Here is a 21,740-nt window from a genome sequence, read left to right as displayed (position 1 = left end):
CCCACCAAAGGTCCGTACAGGCGGTTGATGATGAAGACTTTCATGCCCACGGGCGGGTGAACCAGGCCGATCTCGACCACCATCAGCGCCGGGATGCCGTGAGTTGGCGGGCGGGGGTCATGGTGAGTCTCCTTGGGTTTTCAGATCAGAAAAGAGTCCGTGCAGGTCAGGCCTCACAGGCCCAGTCCGACGTAGTTTTCAGCCAGCACGGTCTGCGCCGCGTCCGAGTTCATCAGGTAGGCCAGTTCGGCGTCCTGCATTTTTTCGTCAAAGCCAACCGCTTCGCCGTTGAAGCGGTGCATCAGGCTGGTGAACCACCAGCTGAAGCGTTCAGCCTTCCAGATGCGGGCCAGCGCGCGGGTCGAGTAGTGCGCCAGCTCGTCCTCCTGCCCGCTGCGGGCAAAGCCCGCGATGGCCTCAAACAGGTAGCCGACGTCGGAAGCGGCCAGGTTCAGGCCTTTGGCCCCGGTGGGCGGAACGATGTGGGCGGCGTCTCCGGCCAGAAAGAGGCGGCCAAAGCGCAGCGGTTCGGCGACAAAGCTGCGCAGGGGCGCGATGCTTTTCTCGATCGAGGGCCCAGTCACCAGAGCCGCGGCAGCCTGCGGGTCCAGGCGGCGGCGCAGTTCGGCCCAGAAGGCGTCGTCGCTCCAGGCGTCCGGGCTGTCGGCCAGGCTGCACTGCAGGTAGTAGCGGCTGCGCGTGCGGCTGCGCATGCTGCACAGGGCAAAGCCACGCGCGTGGCGCACGTAAATCAGTTCGTCATCGACCGGCGGTACGTCGGCCAGCACGCCCAGCCAGCCAAAGGGATAGACCTTTTCGTACTGCTGGATGGCGGTCGCAGGCACGCTGGCGCGGCAGACGCCGTGAAAACCGTCGCAGCCCGCGATGATGTCGCAGGCCAGTTCGTGCGTCTGACCGTCCTTCTCAAAGCGCACGCGCGGGTGGGGGCTGTCGAAATCCAGCGGTGTCACGTTGCTGGCCTCGTACACCGTGGGCAGACCCGTAGCAGCGCGGGCCGCCATCAGGTCGCGGGTGATTTCGGTCTGGCCGTAGACGATGACCGATTGGCCGCCCGTGCGCTCGCTCAGGTCGATGCGCTGGCGCTGGCCGTCCACGCACAGCGAAAAGCCGTGGTGGATCAGGCCTTCGCGGTGCATGCGTTCAGCGACACCGGCCTGGGCGAGCTGGTCGGCCGTGGTCTGCTCGATCACTCCGGCGCGGATGCGCGACAGCACGTAATCGGGGCTGCGCTGCTCAAGGATGACCGCGTCGATGCCGGCGCGGTGCAGCAGCTGGCCCAGCAGAAGGCCAGCAGGGCCGGCGCCAATAATGGCCACTTGCGTGCGGGTGGGAAGGCTCATGGGGCGTCCTTGTCGGGGTGAAAAATCACGCGGCGTCCATCCCCTGGCGCCGCTTCGCTTCCGCCGTGCCCGGCGCGGCCATGAAGGCCAGCACCTCGCGGCCCAGTGCAGCGTGCGGGCTGTGACGCGCCATAGCGCCGCCAAACACGGTGGTGATCTGGGCGTCGGGCGGCAGATCGGCCAGGGTCAGGCCCTCCAGATGGATCAGCTCGGCGCGTTGCTGAAAGCCCAGGCTGACCTCGCCGCGCGCGACCAGCTCGCCCACCGGCGTGCCGGGCGGCGCGGTGACCAGGCGCGGCTGAATCTCGTCCAGGAGGCCCCAGCGCGCAAAAAGCTGCGTCAGCGCCGCGCCGCTGGGCCCGGTGGACACGCCGACGCTGGGCGCGGCACGCACGGCTTCGCGCAGCGTGGCGGCGCTGTCCAGGCGGGGCAGGGGAGCGCCCGCCGCAACCGCCACGACCACGCCGGAGCGCGCCAGATCAACGCGGCTGCCCGGCAGCAGATGACCGCTGGCGTCCAGGCGCTCCAGCGCGTCGCTGGCCAGGAAGATCAGGTCAAACGCCTCGCCCGCTACCACGCGCCGCGCGGCTTCAACGCCACCGACCGATTCAATCTGCAGCGCCACGCCGCCCACCGTGCCCCAGGCGCGGGCCAGATCGGCCAGCAGCCGCCGGGTGGCCATGGAGGAAATGCCGCGCAGTGCAGCCGGGATTTCGGATGTTTTCATGCAGCCCATTGTTCCTGCGCACCCCGGGGCTGAACAGACCACCGGGGCTCTAGCAGTTATGCCGAAGCGTTATACTGAGTTCAGGGCTATGCCGATAAGGGTTTTTACGGATGGACATCAAGCAGCTGGAATACTTCGTTCGAGTCGCCGAACTGGGCAGCTTCACCCGTGCTTCGCAGGCGCTGGGCGTGGCGCAGCCTGCGCTCAGCCGCCAGATTCGCCTGCTGGAGGTTGAACTGCGTCAGAACCTGCTCACCCGCAACGGGCGCGGCGCGCTGCCCACCGAGGCCGGTCAGCTGCTGCTGGAGCACGGGCGCGGCATCCTGCACCAGATGGCGCTGGCACGCGAAGAGCTGGGCCGTGCGCGGGGCGCGCTGGCCGGACACGCGGCGATCAGCCTGCCGCCCAGCCTGTCGCGCCTGGTCACGGTGCCGCTGACGCGCGCGCTGCGCCAGGCCATGCCCGATGCGCAGTTCAGCCTGAAAGAGGGCTTTTCGGTGCTGATGCTCGATGCGCTACGCATGGGCAGCCTGGACCTGGCGCTGCTTTACAACCCGCCCGAAAGCCCGGAGATCGAACTGCAGCCGATCTATGACGATCCGCTGGTGCTGGTCGCGCACCGGGGTTCGGCGGCGGCGGGCGAGGGGGGCGCGCTGCGCCTGGCACAGGTGGCCGAGCTGCCGCTGGTGCTGCCCAGCCGTCCCAACGCTTTCCGTCTGCTGATCGAGCGCGAAATGGGCCTGATCGGCCGCCGCCCGCAGGTGGTGATGGAGGTCGATGGCCTGAACGGCATCCTGGGCCTGGTCCAGGACGAGCTGGGCGCGGCCGTGCTGCCCGCCTACACGCTGGCGCACTTCGAGGACGCGCAGCAGTTTGTGCTGCGCCCCATCCACGGGCCGCGCCTGATGTGCGAGCTGGTGCTGGCCATGTCCGCCTACCGGCCGCTCACCGCCACGCAGCAGCAGGTCGTCAGCGTGCTGCGTCAGGTGGTTCTGGCCGCGATGCAGCCTTATGGCGCCCTGACCGCTTCCGCGTGATTCGGCCTCAGGTTATTTGTAGATGGCATAGCTGCTATTGCGGCTATCGCATTGTTTGACAATTGAGGCCGCGCTAGATTAGCGGCACTTTCACACAGAACCGGAGACAGACATGTCCACTGCCCCACACCCTGCTGGCGCCCCATCCAGCCAGACCCGCAAAGCCACGGCCAGTGGCTGGATCGGCTCGGTGCTCGAGTATTACGATTTCTTCATCTATGCCACGGCCGCGGCGCTGATCTTCCCGCAGATCTTCTTCCCCAGCACCGACCCCACGGTCGGCATCGTGGCCTCGCTGGCCACTTACGGCGTGGGCTATGTGGCCCGCCCGATTGGCGCCTTCGTGCTGGGCCACTGGGGCGATACCAAAGGGCGCAAGCGCGTGCTGGTGCTGTGCATGTTCCTGATGGGATTTTCGACGCTGGCTGTCGGCCTGTTGCCGACTTACGCGCAGGTCGGCATGCTGGCCCCGGTGCTGCTGGTGCTGTTGCGCCTGATCCAGGGCTTTGCGGTGGCGGGAGAGATCTCGGGCGCCAGTTCGATGATCCTGGAGCACGCGCCGCTGGGCCGTCGCGGCTACTACGCCAGCTTCACGCTGCAGGGCGTGCAGGCCGGACAGATTCTGGCCGCCGCTGTTTTCCTGCCGCTGGCGCACTTTATGCCCGCTGACGCGTTCAACAGCTGGGGCTGGCGCATCCCCTTCCTGCTGAGCTTTGGGGTCATTGTCGTGGGCTATTACATCCGCCGCGAGGTCGAGGAAACCCCTGTGTTCGAGGCCGGGCAGGCCAAGACGGCCTTGCAGCGCGCGCCCATTCCGACGGCGTTTGCCGAAAGTGGCGCCAACATGCTGCGCGTGGCGCTGGGTTCGCTGATGAACGTGATTCCGGTGGTGACGACGGTGTTCGGCGCCGCCTACGCGGTGCAGCCGCAGTACGGCGTGGGCTTTCACAAGGACGTTTACCTGTGGATTCCGGTGCTGGGCAACATCCTGGCCGTGCTGATCATTCCGCACGTTGGGGCGTTGTCCGACCGCATCGGCCGCCGCCTGCCCATGGCGCTGGGCTGCGTGCTGTCGGGGCTGCTGTCCTTCGCCTACCTGTATGCGATCAGCATCGGCAGCGTGCCGCTGGCCATCATCATGTCGCTGCTGATGTGGGGCGTGGTCTACCAGGGCTACAACGCGGTCTTTCCCAGCTTCTACCCCGAGCTGTTTCCGGCGCGCACCCGCGTCACCGCCATGGCCATTTCGCAGAACTTCGGCACCATGCTGACGGCGCTGCTGCCCGCCCTGTTCACCGCGGTCGCTCCTCCGGGATCAACCAGCGTGCCGGTGGTGGTCGGGTCGATCACGCTGGCCATCACCGTGATCTCGGCCCTGGCGATCTGGAGCGCCCGCGAAAACTCGCGCCTGCGCACCGAGGACCTGGGCCAGCCCGATGCCCAGCCGGTGCCCGCAGCTCAGTACGAGGCCAGCCGCCTGGCGGCGCTGGCCATGAAGCGGGCCTGAGCGGATGCCCAGCCCCGGATTGGTGGGGGCGGCCTGCTGACGCTTACAGCAGCCGCGCCCCCAGCGGCACCTCGCCCTCGGGCTGGCACAGACGCACGGCGCCGCTGGCGTCGTGAAAGCCGGTGATCAGGCACTCCGAGCGGATCGGCCCGATCTGGCGTGGCGGAAAATTCACCACCCCCACCACCAGCCGCCCCACCAGATCCTGCGGCGTGTAGTGCACGGTGATCTGCGCGCTGGATTTTTTCACGCCGATCTCCGGGCCGAAATCCACATGCAGGATGTAGGCCGGGCGGCGCGCCTGCGGGAACTCTTCAGCACTCATCACCCGCCCGACGCGTAAGTCCACGGCCAGGAAGTCGTCGAAGGTGATGGGGGCGGGTGGTGTGGGGGAATCAGGCATCACACATCCACCTCCACCGCATCGCCGTGCAGCTCCATCAGTTCGCGGCGGGCCTGCGCTTCGCCCTTGCCCATGAGCTGGGTCAGGATGAGCTGGGTGCTGTCGGGTGTACCGGGTGCCTCGGGGGTGCTTTGTGCTTCTGAGCTGTCGTCCTCGGGGACCCGGGCGATGGCAAGTGCAGCGGGCGCATCCGCATCCAGCGCGATGCGCAGCAGGCGGCGGGTGTCGGGGTTGAGCGTGGTGTCCCACAGCTGGGTGGCGCTCATTTCGCCCAGGCCCTTGAAGCGGCTGATGGACCACACCGCCTTGCTGCCGGGGTGCTCGGCGGGGTCGTTCAGGCCTTCTTTGCGGAGGCGGTCGAGTTCGGACTGCAGCTCGGCGGCGTCCAGCGCGTAGCGTTTGCTGGCCGGTTTTTTGCCGCGCGCGGGCGCGTCCACGCGGAACAGCGGCGGACGCGCCACGTACAGGTGACCGCGCGCGATGAGCTGCGGAAAATGCCGGTAGAACAGCGTCAGCAGCAGCACCTGGATGTGCGAGCCATCGACATCGGCGTCCGACAGGATGCAGACCTTGCCGTAGCGCAGGCCCTCCAGCGCGTCCGGGCCGTCCAGGCGGTGCGGATCGACGCCTATCGCCACGGCGATGTCGTGGATTTCGGTGTTGGCGAAGAGCCGGTCGGCTTCCACCTCCCAGGTGTTGAGCAGCTTGCCGCGCAACGGCAGCACGGCCTGCGTCTCCTTGTTGCGGCCCATTTTGGCGCTGCCGCCCGCGCTGTCCCCCTCGACCAGGAACAGCTCGTTGAAGAGCAGGTCGCGGCTTTCGCAGTCGGTCAGCTTGCCCGGCAGCACGGCAACGCCCGAGCTGCGGCGCTTTTCCACCTTCTGCCCGGCTTTCTGGCGCACCTGCGCCTGGCGGATGACCAGTTCGGCGATGCGCTTGCCATGATCGACATGGCTGCCCAGCCACAGGTCGAACGCCGGTTTGACGAACTGGCTGACCAGGCGCAGCGCATCGCGGCTGGACAGGCGCTCCTTGGTCTGGCCCTGAAACTGCGGGTCCAGCACGCGCGCCGACAGCACGAAGCTGGCGCGGCCAAACACGTCGTCGGGCATCAGCTTGACGCCTTTGGGCAGCAGGCTGTGCAGATCAATGAAGTGGCGGATGGCCTGGAAGAGGCCGTCTTTCAGCCCGGCCTCATGCGTGCCGCCCGCCACGGTGGGGATCAGGTTGACGTAGCTTTCGCGCAGGAGCGCGCCCTCTTCGGTCCAGGCCACGCCCCACTGTACGCCCTCGCCCTCGGCGAAGCTGCTGTCGGCGTCGCCCGCCTCGCGTGCGCTGGTGTGGCGCTCGCCCTCGAAAAGCGGCACCAGCGGCTCGCCCGGCAGCGTCTGCGCCAGATAGTCGCGCAGGCCTTCGCGGTACTGCCAGGCCTGGGTCTGGCGCGGACTTTCCTGGATCAGCTCGACCTTCAGCCCGGCCAGCAGCACCGCCTTGCTGCGCAGCAGGTGAACCAGCTGCGCCAGCGGCAGGGTGGGGCTGTCGAAATAACGCGCATCGGGCCAGACGCGCACCGTCGTGCCCTTGCGCCGCTCCCCCGCCGCGCGCGGCCGCACCTGCAGCGCTTCGGCCACATCACCGCCCGCAAAAGCCAGCGTCGCCACCTGATCGTCGCGGCTGACGCTGACCTGCAGCCGGGTCGAGAGCGCATTGGTCACGCTGACGCCCACGCCGTGCAGGCCGCCCGAAAAGCTGTACGCGCCGCCCGAGCCCTTGTCGAACTTGCCGCCCGCGTGCAGGCGGGTGAAGACGATCTCCAGCACGCTCACGCCCTCGTCGGGGTGCAGGCCGAAGGGAATGCCGCGCCCGTCGTCCTCGACGCTGACCGAGCCATCAAGGTGCAGCGTGACGGCGATGCGCTGGCCATGTCCCGCCAGCGCCTCGTCGGCGGCGTTATCGATCACCTCCTGGATGATGTGCAGCGGATCTTCGGTGCGCGTGTACATGCCGGGCCGCTGCTTGACGGGCTCCAGGCCCTTAAGGACGCGGATGGCGCTTTCGCCGTAATCGCCCGCTGGGGCGCCGGACGTGGATTTTGCGGAGGGGGGAGCAGGGAGGGTCATGCGGGCATTTTATAATCCGGCAATCTGATCGCCCCTTCTTCCTATCTTCCTGCAGGCTTTCCATGAATCGCATCACCGGCAGCATCGTCGCCCTGGTCACCCCTTTCCAGGCCAATGGCCAGGTGGATGCCCCTGCGCTCAAGCGCCTGATCGACTGGCACATTGCCGAGGGCACGTCCTGCCTGGTCATGGTTGGCACCACGGGCGAATCGCCCACGGTCAGCACGCAGGAGCACTGGGACATCATCAAGCTGGCCGTCGATCACGCCGCCGGACGCATCCCCATCATGGCGGGCACGGGCTCCAATTCGACCGCCGAGGCCATCGAGCACTCGAAAGTGGCGAAATCGGTTGGCGCCGACTGCACGCTGTCGGTCGTGCCTTATTACAACAAGCCCAGCCAGGACGGCATTTACGCGCACTACGCGGCGATCGCCGATGCGGTCGACTTGCCCATGGTGCTGTACAACGTGCCGGGCCGCACCGTGGCCGACGTGCAGCACGAGACCGTGCTGCGCCTGGCGCAGATTCCGCAGGTGATCGGCATCAAGGAAGCCACCGGCAACATCGAGCGCGCGCAGTGGCTGATCCGCGAGGCGCCGGAAGATTTCTCCATCTACTCGGGTGACGACGGCACGGCCGTGGCCCTGATGCTGCTGGGCGGGCACGGCAACATCAGCGTCACCGCCAACGTGGCTCCGCGCCGCATGGCCGAGCTGTGCCGCGCCGCGCTGGCGGGCGATGTCGCCCGCGCCCGCGCGCTGCAGCTGCAACTTTTGCCGCTGCACAAGGTCTTGTTCAGTGAGCCCAGCCCGGCGCCGACCAAATGGCTGCTGTCGCGCATGGGCCTGATCCAGGACGTGTCGCGCCTGCCCATCCTCCCGCTCAGTGCGGCTGGCCGCGAGCGCGTGCTGCAGGCCTGTCGCGATGCGGGGCTGGAGCTTCCCGCTGTATCCTGACGTTCTGCCGCTTCTGGCCTCACCCGAATTCTCCCGGCCCCGGCCGGAACACCCCATGCCCCACACTGATCGGACCGCAATGCCCCAGAAACAACCGACCCTGCGCCGCGCCCGCCCCCTGGCGGTTTCCCTGACCGTGATCGCCATGGCGGGGCTGACGGGCTGCTCGTCGATCGGCAAAATGTTTGATGGCGACGAGGTCGACTACCGCAAGCAGTCCGGCAGCGTGGCCGATCTGGTCGTGCCGCCCGACCTCAGCCAGCTCAGCGCCGAGCAGGGCTTTGTGCGCGAGAACACGCCCATCGGCGGCGCCGTCACGCTGGCGGGCCCCGGCGCACAGACGCCCGCAGCGCCGGGCGCGGCCCGCGCCACTCCGGCTGTCACGCCCGCCGTGGTGGGCGATGCCCGCCTGATGGGTCAGGGCAACCTGCAGTGGGTGCAGACTTCGCTGACCCCGGCGCAGACCTGGACGGCGCTGCGCCAGTTCTGGTCGGATGCCGGTTTCGAGCTGGCCGTGGACCAGCCGGCCATCGGCCTGATGGAAACGCAGTGGAAGGAAGACCGTACCAAGATCCCCGAAGATTTCATCCGCCGCAGTATTGGCCGCTTCTTTGACAGCCTGTACTCCACCGGCCAGCGCGACAAGTTTGTCGTGCGCGTCGAGCCCGCGCCGGGTGGTGGCAGCGCCGTTTACCTGACCCACAAGGGCATGCAGGAGGCCGACAACAGCAACATCGTCTCGCAGGCCGATCGCGTGGTCTGGGTGCCTTCGCCGCGCAACCCGCAGATCGAGACCGAATACCTGCGCCGTGTGCTGCTCAAACTGGGCGGCGGCAAAGATGTGCAGCAGGCCCAGCCCGTGCAGTCCGATGACCGCGGCCGCGCGGCGGCCCAGCCGCAGACCCTGCCGTCCGGCCAGTCCGGCGTGGTGCTGAACCAGCCTCCGGCGCAGGCCTGGCGTGTGGTCGGCCTGAACATCGACCGCAGCTTCTGGCAGATGCAGTCGCGCGACGAGGCCCAGGGCACCTACAGCGTCACCCCGCCGGTCGAGGAAAAAGGGTTCCTCTCGGGCCTGTTCAGCAAGGACAAGAGCCTGCTGCCCAAGGGCGCGCAGGCCACTGTCCGCGTCGGGCCCGGCCAGATCGCCAGCCAGGCCGTGGTGACGGTGGACGCGCGCGCCAGCGATGGTTCGCCCGTGTCGCCCGAGCTGCAGCTGCGCCTGCTGCAGGACCTCTTCCCCAAGGAATGATCGCTGCCCCAGCGGGCGCCGCGCAGCCCTGACCCGATCCCCCATGCGCCTTCGGGCGCTTTTTGTTCTTTTGAGACCCACACCATGTCTTCCCATACCAGCCCGGACGCCGCGGCCTCTTTCGCCGCCCACGAAGCCAGCACGCACGGCAGCCACGCGGACAACCCCCTGATCCAGGAGCGCCGCGCCAAGCTGCAGGCCCTGCGCGAGCGCGCGGCGGCCAGCGGCCAGGCGGTGTTTCCCAACGACGTCAAGCCCACGCACCAGGCGGCGGCGCTGCACGCCGAATTCAGCGAGACCGACGCCGTCGCCCTGGAAGAGCAGAAGCGGGGGGTCACCGTCGCCGGGCGGATGATGCTCAAGCGCGTCATGGGCAAGGCGGCGTTTGCCACCGTGCAGGACGCCAGCGGCCAGATCCAGCTTTACATCGCCCGCGATTCGGTCGGCGAAGAGGCGCTGGCCGATTTCAAACACTGGGATCTGGGCGACATCGTGGCCTGCACCGGCCACCTGTTCCGCACGCGCACGGGCGAACTGAGCGTGCACGCCACGTCGCTGCGCCTGCTGACCAAAAACCTGCGCCCGCTGCCCGACAAGTTCCACGGCGTGCACGACGCCGAGCTGAAAGTGCGTCAGCGCTACGTTGATCTGATCACCGACAGCGACACCCGCGAGCGCTTCCGCCGCCGCAGTGCCACGCTGGCGGCCATCCGCCAGTTCATGCTGCAGCACGAGTTCCTGGAGGTCGAAACGCCCATGCTGCACCCGATTCCGGGCGGCGCCAACGCGCGGCCTTTCGTGACGCACCACAACGCGCTGGATCAGGCCATGTTCCTGCGCATCGCGCCCGAGCTGTATCTGAAGCGTCTGGTGGTCGGCGGTTTCGAGCGCGTGTTCGAGATCAACCGCAATTTCCGCAACGAGGGCGTGTCCGTGCGGCACAACCCCGAGTTCACCATGATGGAGTTCTACGCCAGCTACTGGACGCACCGCGACATGATGGATTTCACCGAGCAGATCCTGCGCCACGCCGCGCAGGCGGTGTGCGGCACGGCGCAGCTCAGCTACCAGGGCCGCCCGGTCGATCTGTCGCAGCCCTTCGCGCGGCTGACGATTGCGCAGGCGGTGCGCCAGTATGCGGGCGTGAGCGACGAGCAGGCCACGGACGCCGATCACCTGCGCCAGCGCCTGCAGTCGCGCGGCGTGACGGCGATGGCGCACTGGGGCCTGCCCGAGCTGCAGTTCGCGCTGTTCGAGGAAGTGGTGGAAGAGCAGCTCTGGCAGCCGACCTTCATCATGGATCATCCGGTGGCGGTGTCGCCGCTGGCGCGGGCTTCGGACGCGGATCCGGGCGTGACCGAGCGCTTCGAGCTCTATATCACCGGCCGCGAGATCGCCAACGCCTTCTCCGAGCTCAATGATGCCGAAGAGCAGGCGCGCCGCTTCAACCAGCAGGCGCAGGCCAAGGACGCGGGCGACGAAGAGGCCATGTATTACGACGCCGATTTCATCCGCGCGCTGGAGTACGGCATGCCGCCGACCGCCGGCTGCGGCATTGGCCTGGACCGCCTGGTCATGCTGCTGACCGACGCGGCCAGCATCCGCGACATCATCCTCTTCCCGGCGCTGCGCCACGAGGCTTGACCGCACTCTGCTGACCCTGGAGCAACATCTGGCATGAGTACCCTGTCCATTTTCCTGTCGCTGGGCCTGCTGATGTTTCTGGCCTACCGCGGTTTTTCGGTGCTGCTGCTGGCGCCGCTGATGGCTGCGCTGGCCGTGCTGCTGTCGGGTGACGCGGCGCTGCTGCTGCCGATTTACACCGACACCTTCATGGGAGCGCTGTCGCGCTACCTGATGCAGTTCTTCCCGCTTTTCCTGCTGGGGGCGGTGTTTGGCCAGCTGATGGCCGATTCGGGTGCGGCCCACCGCATTGCGCTGTGGGCCGAGCGCCGTGTGGGTTCGCGCCATGCGGTGCTGACGGTGGTGCTGGCCTGCGGGCTGCTGACCTATGGCGGCGTGTCGCTGTTTGTCGTGGCTTTTGCCATTTTCCCGATCAGCCAGGCGCTGTTCCGCGATGCGGACATCCCCAGGCGCCTGATACCGGCTTCGATCGCGCTGGGCTCGTTCACTTTCACCATGACGGCGCTGCCGGGTACGCCCGCCATCCAGAACGCCATCCCCATCGCGTTTTTCGGGACCAACAGCTTCGCGGCGCCGGGCCTGGGCGTGATCGCCGCGCTGATCATGGGCGGTGGCGGCCTGCTGTGGCTGCAGTCGCGGGTGGCGCGGGCGCGCCGTCTGGGGGAAGGCTATGGCGAAGACAGCCGCGCAGGGGCGGCCATTGCCCCGGGCAGCGAGCCGGACATCTCCACGCTGCAGGCCTTCATTCCCCTGGTGCTGGTGATCGGCGTCAACGCCCTGATGACTTACGCGGTCTTTCCGGCCCTGGACATGGGCTTTATGAAGGCGCGTTTCGCCAGCCTGGATCCGGGCAAGAGCGCGGGCATCTGGTCCATCCTGATCGCGCTGGGCGTGGCCATTGCGTGGCTGCTGCTCGTGCAGGCGCGTCAGCTCAAGGACATGCGCAGCAGCATCAACGCAGGGTGCAGCGGGGCGCTGCTGCCGATTTTCAACACCGCATCCGAAGTCGGTTACGGGGCGGTGATCGCCAGCCTGGCCGGTTTCGCGCTGATCCGTGACGTGGTGCTGAACGTGTCGCCGGGCAACCCGCTGATCTCCGAGGCGGTGGCCATGAATGTGCTGGCCGGCATCACCGGATCGTCTTCGGGGGGCCTGAGCATTGCCCTGCAGGCGCTGGGCTCCGATTATCTGCGCATGGCGCAGGAAGCCGGGATCAGCCCGGAACTGATGCACCGTGTGGCCGTGCTGGCCGCCGGGGGCATGGACACGCTGCCGCATTCGGGCGCGGTCATCACGCTGCTGACCATCTGCGGCCTGACCCACCGCCAGTCCTACGGCAACATCGCCATGGTCACCGTGGCGCTGCCCATGCTGGCACTGGGGGTCGTGATCGCCCTGGGCACGGCGTTTGGCAGTTTCTGATGCGGCCGTTTTGAGCGCTCCGGCCTGCGGCCTGATCGCCGTCCACGTCTGCCCGGGCGCGGTGCGCCTCCTGGAGGGCCTGCCGCAGCAGGCGCCGTCTGAGGGCTATCTGTGGGTGAGCTGCGCGCGCAGCGCTTTTGCCGGTCAGGCGCACGCGCTGCAGGACATGCTGACGCAGGTCTGCGGCGACGATCTGATTGATCTGCACTGGGCGGATCTGTTCAACACCCAGCGGCCCTCGTCGTGCGAGGCCGGGCCGGGCTACCAGCTGCTGATTTTCCGGCGTCTGCAGCCCGGCACAGTGGCCGAGTCCGACCCCACGGCGCTGCGCCACCTCGACACGGAGGCGGTGGGCTTCGCGCTGTTTGACCGTCTGCTGCTGAGCATTCACCCCGACGGCTGTCCCAGCCAGGCGGCGCTGCTGCAGCGTCTGGGCTGCGCCGCAGCGGGCGAGGGCGCGCCGGGGCCGGACGATGACGCCACGCTGCCCTACCGCAGCGACGCCGCGCAGGAGCTGCTGCGCGCGCAGGCCGCTTACGCCCGCGCCCAGGCCTGCGAGATGGACGCTGACCTGCCCGCGGGCCACAGCCCGAACCCGTCCGCGCCGCGCCGCCTGACCGGCAGCGTGCTGCCGCTCAACAGCACCGACCTGATGCTGCGCCTGCTGGGCCACATCGTCGATGGCTTTCTGGACCTGCGCCGCGACCTGACCCACCAGCTGGAGCACTGGCAGGACGAACTGCTGCGCCCGGCCAGCCGCTTCAGCGACTGGGGCGCGCTGCTGCAGTCGCGTCTGGGGCTGCACCGCCTGTACGAGATCTGCGAGGACCAGCAGGCCACGCTGGCCGATTGGCTGCTGCACCTGGAGGGTCTGGCGGTGGACGAATCGGGCGACGACGCCCGCGTGCTGACGGTGCTGAAAGTGCGCAGCCGCGACGTGCAGGAGCACGTCAACCGCGTGGCGCGCCACGTTCAGCGCCTGGAAGCCAACGCCGAAACCACGCTGCAGATGCATTTCAGCGCCCAAGGCAACCGCACCAACGACATCATGCGCACACTGACTGTGCTCACGGCCATATTCCTGCCGCTCAACCTGCTGGCAGGCATTTTTGGCATGAACTTCCACACCATGCCGCTGCTGGACTGGGTGGGCGGTTTCTGGTTCACGCTGGGCAGCATGATCGCGCTGGCCGCCGCCATGGCGGGCTGGTTCTGGCGCAAGCGTTACCTGGAAAGCAGCGGGGCAGTGCGCTGAGGTCAGCCCGCGCGCGATAGCCCGGGTTGAAAGAATTTCATCCGATCTGTCTGAAAACTTTTCAACCACTGCGTTCACTGAGCGTCTGGGAGCGCTGTCCAGAACGCGGCATGACGCTGCCGCGCCATGCGTCGGAAGACGCTTCTGCCTCTGGCATGTCGCTTTGGCAGGCGGCTTGTCACATCGAAAGATAAGTATTTACCCTGGGGTCGTGACATTTGGCACGGGTTTTGTATGGAGAGGAGCGTGCCGCCGGGGATTTCCTCCCCGCGCGGGCGGCCATCCAACCAGGAGACACCCCGTGGAAACCTTTTACGAAGTCATGCGGCGTCAGGGCATATCCCGGCGCAGTTTCATGAAGTACTGCTCGCTGACGGCCACTTCGCTGGGCCTGGGGCCGGCGTTTGTGCCTCAGATCGCGCATGCAATGGAGACCAAGCCGCGCACGCCTGTGCTGTGGCTGCATGGTCTGGAATGCACCTGCTGCACCGAATCCTTCATCCGCTCGGCACACCCGCTGGCCAAGGATGTGGTGCTGTCCATGATCTCGCTCGACTACGATGACACGCTGATGGCCGCCGCCGGTCACCAGGCCGAGGCCATCCTCGAAGAGATCATGACCAAATACAAAGGCCAGTACATCCTGGCCGTGGAAGGCAACCCGCCGCTGAACGAGGATGGCATGTTCTGCATCCAGTCGGGCAAGCCCTTCGTGGAAAAGCTCAAGCGCGTCGCCAAGGACGCCAAAGCCATCATCGCCTGGGGCTCGTGCGCCAGCTGGGGCTGCGTGCAGGCCGCCAAGCCCAACCCGACGCAGGCCACGCCGATTGACAAGGTCATCACCGACAAGCCCATCATCAAGGTGCCGGGCTGCCCGCCCATCGCTGAAGTGATGACCGGCGTGATCACCTACATGCTGACTTTCGACCGCATCCCCGAGATGGACCGCCAGGGCCGTCCCAAGATGTTCTACAGCCAGCGCATTCACGACAAGTGCTATCGCCGCCCGCACTTCGACGCCGGCCAGTTCGTCGAGAAGTTCGACGACGAGTTCGCGCGCAAGGGCTACTGCCTCTACAAGGTCGGCTGCAAGGGCCCGACGACCTACAACGCCTGCTCCACCGTCATGTGGAATGAGGGCGTCAGCTTCCCCATCAAGGCCGGACACGGCTGCATCGGCTGCTCGGAAGACGGCTTCTGGGACAAGGGCTCGTTCTACGACCGCCTGACCACCATCCACCAGTTTGGCGTTGAAGGCACGGCCGACAGCATCGGCGGCAAGGCCGCGCTGGTCGTGGGCGCGGTCACTGCCGCGCACGCCGCAGCCTCGGTGATCAAGCGCGTCAGCAGCAAGGACGCCGCCCCCAGCCAGACTGAAAAGCAAGGACACTGATCATGACCGCCTATTCCACCCAAGGCTTCAACCTGGACGACAGCGGACGCCGCATCGTCGTCGATCCCGTGACCCGCATCGAGGGCCACATGCGCTGCGAGGTCAACCTCGACAGCAACAACGTCATCCGCAATGCGGTCTCCACCGGCACCATGTGGCGCGGTCTGGAGGTGATTCTCAAGGGCCGCGATCCGCGTGACGCGTGGGCCTTTGTCGAGCGCATCTGCGGCGTGTGCACGGGCTGCCACGCGCTGACCTCGGTACGCGCCGTAGAAGACGCGCTGGGCATCCGCATTCCGCACAACGCCCACCTGATCCGCGAGATCATGGCCAAGACGCTGCAGGTCCACGACCACGCGGTGCACTTCTACCATCTGCATGCGCTGGACTGGGTCGATGTCGTGGACTGCCTGAAGGCCGACCCGAAGAAGACCAGCGAACTCCAGCAGATGGTGTCGCCCAGCCACCCGCTCTCCAGCCCCGGCTATTTCCGCGACGTGCAGAACCGCCTGAAGAAGTTTGTCGAATCCGGCCAGCTGGGCCCCTTCGCCAACGGCTACTGGGGCTCCAAGGCCTATGTGCTGCCGCCCGAAGCCAACCTGATGGCCGTGACGCACTACCTTGAAGCGCTGGACATGCAGAAGGAATGGGTCAAGGTCCATGCCATTTTCGGCGGCAAAAACCCGCACCCCAACTACCTGGTGGGCGGCGTGCCCTGCGCCATCAACCTGGACGGCGACATGGCCGCCGGGGCGCCGATCAACATGGAACGCCTGAACTTCGTCAAGCGCCTGATCGACGAGATGGTCGAGTTCAACAACAACGTCTACATCCCGGACGTTCTGGCCATCGGCACCATTTACAAGAACGCGGGCTGGCTGCACGGCGGTGGCCTGTCGGCGACCAATGTGGCCGACTACGGCACTTACGAGAAAGTGCCCTACGACCACGCCACGCAGCAGCTGCCGGGCGGCGTGATCCTGAACGGCAACTGGGACGAGATCCTGCCGATCGATCCGCGCGACCCCGAGCAGGTGCAGGAATTCGTGACCCATAGCTGGTACAAGTACGCTGACGAGACCAAGGGTCTGCACCCCTGGGACGGCGTCACCGAACCCAACTACGCGCTGGGCGCGGGCACCAAGGGCACCAAGACGGCCATCGAGCAGCTGGACGAATCGGCCAAATACAGCTGGATCAAGTCGCCGCGCTGGCGCGGTCACGCGGTCGAAGTCGGTCCGCTGTCGCGCTACATCCTGGGCTATGTACACGCCAGCAAGGGCAACAAGTACTGCCAGCGCGTGAAAGAGCAGGTGGATTACTCGGCCGGGATGATCAACTCCGGCATCCCCAAGGCGCTGGGCCTGCCCGAGACGCAGTTCACGCTCAAGCAGCTGCTGCCCACGACCATTGGCCGCACCCTGGCGCGCGCGCTGGAATCGCAGTACGCCGCTGAAATGATGGTGGACGACTACAACCAGCTCATCGCCAACATCAAGTCGGGCGACCGCGCCACGGCCAACACCGAGAAGTGGGATCCGTCTACCTGGCCCAAAGAGGCCAAGGGCGTGGGCACGGTCGCCGCCCCGCGCGGCATGCTGGGCCACTGGATCCGCATCAAGGATGGCAAGATCGAGAACTACCAGTGCGTGGTGCCCACGACCTGGAACGGCTCGCCGCGCGATCACAAGGGCCAGATCGGCGCCTTCGAGGCGTCGCTGATGAACACGCCCATGGTCAATCCGGAGCAGCCGCTCGAGATCCTGCGCACGCTGCACAGCTTTGATCCCTGCCTGGCCTGCTCGACGCACGTCATGAGCGAAGACGGCCAGGAAATGGCCACCGTCAAGGTCCGCTGACCCTCGGGCACGGGTCTTGCTTGATACTCGGCCGCCGGGTCCGCCCGGCGTCCCGTTCACGAAAAGAGAAGGAATCACCATGTTTGATCTGACATCCCTCACCGCCCGTCGCAGCCTGCGCGGCGCCGCAGTTGCGGCCGGTCTGGCCACGGCAGCGGGCCTGGCCCAGGCCCACACCGGCCACGGCACCCACGGCCTGGAGGCCGGACTTGTTCACCCGCTGGGGCTGGATCACCTGCTGGCCATGGTCGCCGTTGGCGTCTGGTCGGTGTTCGCCTTGCCCGCCAGCAAGGCCTGGCAGGGCCCGGCCACCTTCATGCTGGCGCTGGTCGTCAGCGCGGTGCTGGGCTGGTCGGGCGTGACCATCCCCTTCGTCGAGCACGCCATCAGCCTCAGCGTGGTGCTGTTTGGCGCCATGCTGGTGCTGGCCGCCCGCCCTGAAACCCGCCAGCTGCCCGCAGGTCTGGGCCTGGGCCTGATCGCTGCTGCCGCTTCGCTGCACGGCCTGGCGCATGGCGCCGAAACCCCGGCCACCGGTTTTGTTACCTACGCCATTGGCTTCCTGGTGACCACGGCCGCGCTGCACGCGGGCGGTGTGATGGCCGGTCTGTCGGTGCGCCGCTGGCTGGGCCAGCACACGGGCAAGCTGCTGACGGGTGCGGGCCTGGGCCTGGGCGTTGCGGGCCTGGCGCTGTTCAGCCAGATCTGATCCTGCTGTGACTGGCAGGCCGCCCGGCGGGCGGCCTGCCCAACAACTACCTTAGCGGAGACACGCATCATGAGCAGCACCCCTTTACTCAGCACCGGCAGCACCCCCGAGGAGCAGGAACTGGCCCGCCAGGGCCAGGCCATCCGCTCGGTTTATGTTTACGAAGCGCCCGTGCGCATCTGGCATTGGGTCAACGTTTTCTGCATCGTCACGCTGTGCGTCACGGGCTATTTCATCGGCAGCCCGCTGCCCACCCTGCCGGGTGAGCCCAGCGACCACTTCCTGATGGGCTACATCCGCTTCGCCCACTTCACGTCGGGCTATGTGATGGCGATTGCGCTGCTGGGCCGCATCTACTGGGGCTTTGTCGGCAACCACCATGCCCGCGAGATGTTCAGCATCCCGCTGCACCGCAAGGAATACTGGACCGAGCTGCTGGGCATGATCAAGTGGTACGCCTTCCTGAGCAAGCGTCCGGGCCGCTATGTGGGCCACAACCCGCTCGCGCGTGCGGGCATGCTGCTGGGCTTTTTCGTCTGCGGCCTGTTCATGATCTGTACGGGTTTCGCCCTGTACGGTGAGGGCGCCGGACACGGCAGCTGGGCCAACACGCTGTTTTCCAGCTGGGTGATTCCGCTGTTTGGCCAGTCGCAGGACGTGCACACCTGGCACCATTTCGGCATGTGGGCGATGATCATTTTCATCATCGTGCACATCTACGCTGCCGTGCGCGAGGACATCATGGGTCGCCAGAGCATCATCAGCACCATGGTTTCCGGTTACCGGACTTTCAAGGACTGAACGATGACGCCGGACAGCTCTGACATCACCGTCCTTGGCATTGGCAATGTGCTGTGGGCCGACGAAGGCTTTGGCGTGCGCTGCGTGGAAGCCCTGCAGCAGCGCTACACCTTCGAGCCGCCCATCCAGCTGATCGACGGGGGAACCCAGGGCCTTTACCTGATCCAGTTCGTGCAGTCGGCTCAAAAGCTTCTGATTTTCGACGCCATCGACTACGGCCTGGCGCCCGGAACGCTCAAGGTCATCCGCAACGATGACGTGCCGCGTTTCATGGGCGCCAAGAAAATGAGCCTGCACCAGACTGGCTTCCAGGAGGTGCTGCAGCTGGCGCAGCTCACCGGACACTTCCCGCACGATCTCGTGCTGCTGGGCTGCCAGCCGCAGGAACTGGAAGACTACGGCGGCAGCTTGCGCCCGGTGGTCAAGCAGAGCCTGGAGGTCGCGCTGGGCATGGCCGTGCAGTGGCTGCGCGAGCAGGGCATCACCGTGACGCCGCGCGAGGCCGCACCCAGCGGCCAGGAGGCCGTGACCGTGCCCACGCTGTCCATGACCGCCTACGAATCGGGCCGCCCTGGCGAGGTGGACGCCTGCCGCGTTGGCGACGAACGCTTTTTGATGACCGCGCTGCCCGGCCAGCCCGGCAGTGGAGCCTGACATGTGCATCGGCATTCCCATGCAGGTGCGCGAACTGGCGCCGGGCCGCGCTCTGTGCGTGGGCCGCGGCCAGGAGCGCTGGATCAGCTCCCTGCTGGTCGGTGATCTGGCGCCCGGCGACTGGGTGCTGATGTTTCTGGACAGCGCCCGCGAGGTGATCTCCCCCGGGCGCGCCGCCGAAGTCAACGCCGTGCTGGACCTGGTCGAAGCCTCGATGGCCCCGGCCGGACAAGACCCTCACGCCTGCGCCGATGACGGTGCAGGCTTTATGCTGCCCTCCCGGATGAGCGCGCACGAGCTGGCGCGACTCACCGGGGCCTGATCGACTTTTTTCGGACTGTTTTCCGGATTGGACCGCGCCATGAGCGACACCCCACACCCCCTGTTTGCCCGCCTGGTCACCGAGTGCGGCGCCACCTGGCTGGACAGCGCAGGCCTGGACGCTTTCCTGGCCCAGGGCGGCGAGCAGGTCATCCTGCTGGCGGGCAACCCCGTGCGCTTTCCGGAAGGCCTGGACGTGGCCGTGGTGCTGCCCGAGCTGAACGCCCACTTTGGCGGCCAGTGGCACATGGCCATCGCCACGACCGCCAGCGAGGACGCCATCGCCCGTCGCTATGGCGCCCAGCAGTGGCCCAGCCTGATTTTCCTGCGCGACGGCCAGTACGTTGAAACCGTGGCCGGAATGCTGGATTGGGACGTCTACCTGACCCGCATCGGCGCGCTGCGCCAGCAGGCCGCGCGCCGCGCTCCGGGCATTGGCATCGCCGTGGTGGCGGCTGGCGCAGGGACCAGCGCGAGCGCCTGCGGCCACAACCACTGAAGCCTGTTTCACCGTTTTTGCCCAGGATTTCCCCATGAGCACCCCCACCGGCCGCTTTGACCATCTGCCCGCTTTCCCCATTCCGGTCATCACCGATCTGGGCCCCGGTTCGCACACCGAGGACGAGGAGCTGGACTACATCACCATGCCCCAGGGCATGGCCACCTACCGCGCCCCGCAGCTCCCCGAGCCTGAGGCGCTGGACGGCCACATCCCGGCCATCGAAGCGCTGGAAGCCGTCCGCGCCGCGCTGCACGCCGCAAGCCTTGGCCGGGCCGCTGGCGCGGTGTCGCTGCGCTCGCTGGCCAGACCGGACCTGCAGATCGTCAACCAGGCGCTGGGCGAGGGCGAAGTCAGCGCCCGCATCCTGCCCGACGCCAGCGGCGCGCACACGCAGATCCAGGAATCGGTCTACACCGGCGTCTGGCGCGTCATCCGCTGGCAGGGCGATCAGGTGGTGGACGACTGCGTGGAAGTTGGCGCCGTACCGCCCTCGCTGCTGGAAGCGCTGCAGGCCGATGTCGCCCAGGCGCAGCGCCTGGAGCGCCTGCTGGACACGCCCGCGCCCGACGGTGTGCTCAACGCCACGCCGCTGCTGATCGAAATCCAGGGCCAGTGCCGCGACCGCGCCACGCTGCTTGCCGCCGGACAGACCCCGGCTGCGCACGTCATCAACCTGACGCTGCTGCCGATGACGCCGCTGGACATCGCCTTCCTGGACCACCAGCTGGGCACCGGCCGCATCCTCATCCTGTCGCGCGGTTACGGCAACTGCCGCATCACCAATTCGCTCACGCCCGACACCTGGCGCGTGGTGTACTACAACTCGCAGGAGACGGTGATTCTCAACAGTGTCGAGATCACCGGACTGCCTGAAGTCGTGACCGCCGCGCCCGAAGACCTGGTCGACGCCGAGGCCCGCCTGGCCGACGTGCTGGACTGGATGCGCTCCGCGCAGAGTGGCGCCGTGGAGACCCCGGCATGAGCAGCGGCTTCGAGGGCAGCTACCTGGGCGACGCCGCCCGGCTGCCCGATAACGCGCGCATGGAATGCAAGATCTGCTGGTGGGTCTACGACCCCGCCCAGGGCGACAGCCAGTGGCAGATTCCGGCCGGGACGCCGTTCACGGCGCTGCCCGCGCACTGGCGCTGCCCGAACTGCGACTGCCCGCCCGACCAGTTCATGGTCCTGGGCGACTGACGCGGCGGCGGTTGCATGTCTGCTGCGCCGGGTGTCATGCTGCCGGGCCGTCTGGCCCAGGCCAGGCTGCGCGGTCTGGGCCAGCGCTTCGTGCACATCGCGCAGACGCGCATGGCCGGGCTGCCCATCGTCCACCCGGGCCTGAGCGTGGCGCTGGAAGGTTTTCGCGAACAGGCCTGGGCCGTGGGCAGCTCGCCAGCCAGCCAGCAGGCTCTGGGCTGCACGGGCGTGCTGATCACGCCCTGGACCATGTCGCTGCTGCGCCTGCCGCTGTCGCTGTCTTGCGAGGTGCTGCCCTTGGGCCACAAGGGCGTGCGCCGGGTGGGGCAGGGCGCTGCGGCGCAGGTGTTTGATTTCATTGGCGGTAGCGAAGAAGGCCTGGGGCCTTTCGAGATGTGCTCGCTGTTCTCGCCCATGACCGATTTTGCCGACCAGGCCGCCGCCGTGGCCACCGCCCGTGCGGTGATGGACGCGCTTTTCGTTGCAGCCCTGCCGCCTGCCACCGAGCCTGTTCCTGCTGTGACTGCGCAGGCCGCTGCCGCAGCGCCTGATGCACCGCCTGATGTGTCGCCTCAGCCTGCCCGGCGCTGGTTTCTGCGCGGCGGGGTGGCCTGATGGCC

The 21,740-nt window shown here is 67.3% G+C and carries 21 protein-coding genes; 17 read left to right on the top strand and 4 right to left on the bottom strand.

Annotated features, from left to right (window positions below; translation table 11 throughout):
- Window positions 1-173 precede the first annotated feature (173 nt).
- Complete coding sequence (gene pobA, locus RV045_RS03955) at window positions 174-1,361, bottom strand: 4-hydroxybenzoate 3-monooxygenase (protein WP_423234470.1); 1,188 nt, start codon at window positions 1,359-1,361, stop codon at window positions 174-176.
- Window positions 1,362-1,386: 25 nt separating this feature from the next.
- Window positions 1,387-2,088, bottom strand: a complete 702-nt coding sequence (locus tag RV045_RS03950; protein ID WP_423234469.1) for a substrate-binding domain-containing protein — start codon at window positions 2,086-2,088, stop codon at window positions 1,387-1,389.
- A gap of 110 nt (window positions 2,089-2,198) precedes the next feature.
- On the opposite strand from RV045_RS03950, the gene RV045_RS03945 reads away from it, so the two are divergent.
- The gene (locus RV045_RS03945) at window positions 2,199-3,125 is read left to right on the top strand and encodes a LysR family transcriptional regulator (RefSeq protein WP_423234468.1); all 927 of its coding nucleotides are present in this window, start codon (window positions 2,199-2,201) and stop codon (window positions 3,123-3,125) included.
- Window positions 3,126-3,237: 112 nt separating this feature from the next.
- The gene (locus RV045_RS03940) at window positions 3,238-4,632 is read left to right on the top strand and encodes an MFS transporter (protein ID WP_423234467.1); all 1,395 of its coding nucleotides are present in this window, start codon (window positions 3,238-3,240) and stop codon (window positions 4,630-4,632) included.
- 43 nt (window positions 4,633-4,675) lie between these two features.
- Here the strand turns inward: RV045_RS03940 and RV045_RS03935 are convergent, their stop codons facing one another.
- Both RV045_RS03935 and RV045_RS03930 read right to left on the bottom strand, forming a co-directional pair.
- Window positions 4,676-5,035: a tRNA-binding protein gene (locus RV045_RS03935; RefSeq protein WP_423234466.1), complete on the bottom strand. Its 360-nt coding sequence runs from the start codon at window positions 5,033-5,035 to the stop codon at window positions 4,676-4,678.
- On the bottom strand, window positions 5,035-7,155 hold the full coding sequence (locus RV045_RS03930) for a DNA topoisomerase IV subunit B (RefSeq protein ID WP_423234465.1): 2,121 nt from the start codon (window positions 7,153-7,155) through the stop codon (window positions 5,035-5,037). The genes RV045_RS03935 and RV045_RS03930 overlap by 1 nt, the downstream gene beginning before the upstream one ends.
- 62 nt (window positions 7,156-7,217) lie before the next feature.
- Here RV045_RS03930 and dapA point away from each other — a divergent pair, with 62 nt between their 5' ends.
- The 15 genes from dapA to hybE all read left to right on the top strand — a co-directional run bounded on the left by dapA (window position 7,218) and on the right by hybE (window position 21,735).
- Window positions 7,218-8,114: a 4-hydroxy-tetrahydrodipicolinate synthase gene (dapA, locus tag RV045_RS03925; protein ID WP_423234464.1), complete on the top strand. Its 897-nt coding sequence runs from the start codon at window positions 7,218-7,220 to the stop codon at window positions 8,112-8,114.
- 79 nt (window positions 8,115-8,193) lie between these two features.
- Window positions 8,194-9,363 (top strand): outer membrane protein assembly factor BamC, encoded by a 1,170-nt coding sequence (gene bamC, locus RV045_RS03920; RefSeq protein WP_423234463.1) that lies wholly within the window; start codon window positions 8,194-8,196, stop codon window positions 9,361-9,363.
- Between the two features lie 84 nt (window positions 9,364-9,447).
- Window positions 9,448-11,007 (top strand): lysine--tRNA ligase, encoded by a 1,560-nt coding sequence (gene lysS, locus RV045_RS03915; RefSeq protein WP_423234462.1) that lies wholly within the window; start codon window positions 9,448-9,450, stop codon window positions 11,005-11,007.
- A 33-nt stretch (window positions 11,008-11,040) separates the two neighbouring features.
- The gene (locus RV045_RS03910; RefSeq protein ID WP_423234461.1) at window positions 11,041-12,429 is read left to right on the top strand and encodes a GntP family permease; all 1,389 of its coding nucleotides are present in this window, start codon (window positions 11,041-11,043) and stop codon (window positions 12,427-12,429) included.
- A 10-nt stretch (window positions 12,430-12,439) separates the two neighbouring features.
- Window positions 12,440-13,684 carry a magnesium transporter CorA family protein gene (locus tag RV045_RS03905; RefSeq protein ID WP_423234460.1) on the top strand — a complete coding sequence of 415 codons (1,245 nt, stop codon included), beginning with the start codon at window positions 12,440-12,442 and terminating at the stop codon, window positions 13,682-13,684.
- A 301-nt stretch (window positions 13,685-13,985) separates the two neighbouring features.
- Window positions 13,986-15,077: a hydrogenase small subunit gene (locus RV045_RS03900; RefSeq protein WP_423234459.1), complete on the top strand. Its 1,092-nt coding sequence runs from the start codon at window positions 13,986-13,988 to the stop codon at window positions 15,075-15,077.
- Window positions 15,078-15,079: 2 nt separating this feature from the next.
- A complete protein-coding gene (locus tag RV045_RS03895; RefSeq protein WP_423234458.1) occupies window positions 15,080-16,936 on the top strand; it encodes a nickel-dependent hydrogenase large subunit in 1,857 nt (618 codons plus the stop codon).
- Window positions 16,937-17,015: 79 nt separating this feature from the next.
- Window positions 17,016-17,645, top strand: a complete 630-nt coding sequence (locus RV045_RS03890; RefSeq protein ID WP_423234457.1) for a HupE/UreJ family protein — start codon at window positions 17,016-17,018, stop codon at window positions 17,643-17,645.
- A 69-nt stretch (window positions 17,646-17,714) separates the two neighbouring features.
- On the top strand, window positions 17,715-18,446 hold the full coding sequence (gene cybH, locus RV045_RS03885; protein ID WP_423234456.1) for a Ni/Fe-hydrogenase, b-type cytochrome subunit: 732 nt from the start codon (window positions 17,715-17,717) through the stop codon (window positions 18,444-18,446).
- A 3-nt stretch (window positions 18,447-18,449) separates the two neighbouring features.
- Window positions 18,450-19,100: a HyaD/HybD family hydrogenase maturation endopeptidase gene (locus RV045_RS03880; RefSeq protein ID WP_423234455.1), complete on the top strand. Its 651-nt coding sequence runs from the start codon at window positions 18,450-18,452 to the stop codon at window positions 19,098-19,100.
- 1 nt (window position 19,101) lies between these two features.
- A complete protein-coding gene (locus RV045_RS03875; protein WP_423234454.1) occupies window positions 19,102-19,422 on the top strand; it encodes a HypC/HybG/HupF family hydrogenase formation chaperone in 321 nt (106 codons plus the stop codon).
- A gap of 39 nt (window positions 19,423-19,461) precedes the next feature.
- The gene (locus tag RV045_RS03870) at window positions 19,462-19,920 is read left to right on the top strand and encodes a thioredoxin domain-containing protein (protein WP_423234453.1); all 459 of its coding nucleotides are present in this window, start codon (window positions 19,462-19,464) and stop codon (window positions 19,918-19,920) included.
- Between the two features lie 34 nt (window positions 19,921-19,954).
- Window positions 19,955-20,905 carry a hydrogenase expression/formation protein gene (locus RV045_RS03865; protein ID WP_423234452.1) on the top strand — a complete coding sequence of 317 codons (951 nt, stop codon included), beginning with the start codon at window positions 19,955-19,957 and terminating at the stop codon, window positions 20,903-20,905.
- Window positions 20,902-21,120 carry a rubredoxin gene (locus RV045_RS03860; RefSeq protein ID WP_423234451.1) on the top strand — a complete coding sequence of 73 codons (219 nt, stop codon included), beginning with the start codon at window positions 20,902-20,904 and terminating at the stop codon, window positions 21,118-21,120. Before RV045_RS03865 ends, RV045_RS03860 begins: the two co-directional genes overlap by 4 nt.
- Window positions 21,121-21,135: 15 nt before the next feature.
- Window positions 21,136-21,735, top strand: coding sequence for a [NiFe]-hydrogenase assembly chaperone HybE (hybE, locus tag RV045_RS03855; protein ID WP_423234450.1), 600 nt, complete (start codon window positions 21,136-21,138; stop codon window positions 21,733-21,735).
- Window positions 21,736-21,740: the final 5 nt, after the last annotated feature.

This window comes from Amphibiibacter pelophylacis (assembly GCF_037688875.1).
Classification (GTDB): Bacteria; Pseudomonadota; Gammaproteobacteria; order Burkholderiales; family Burkholderiaceae_C; genus Amphibiibacter; species Amphibiibacter pelophylacis.
The sequence above is the reverse complement of the archived record's forward strand: the minus strand, read 5'-3'. Positions and strand labels throughout refer to the sequence as shown.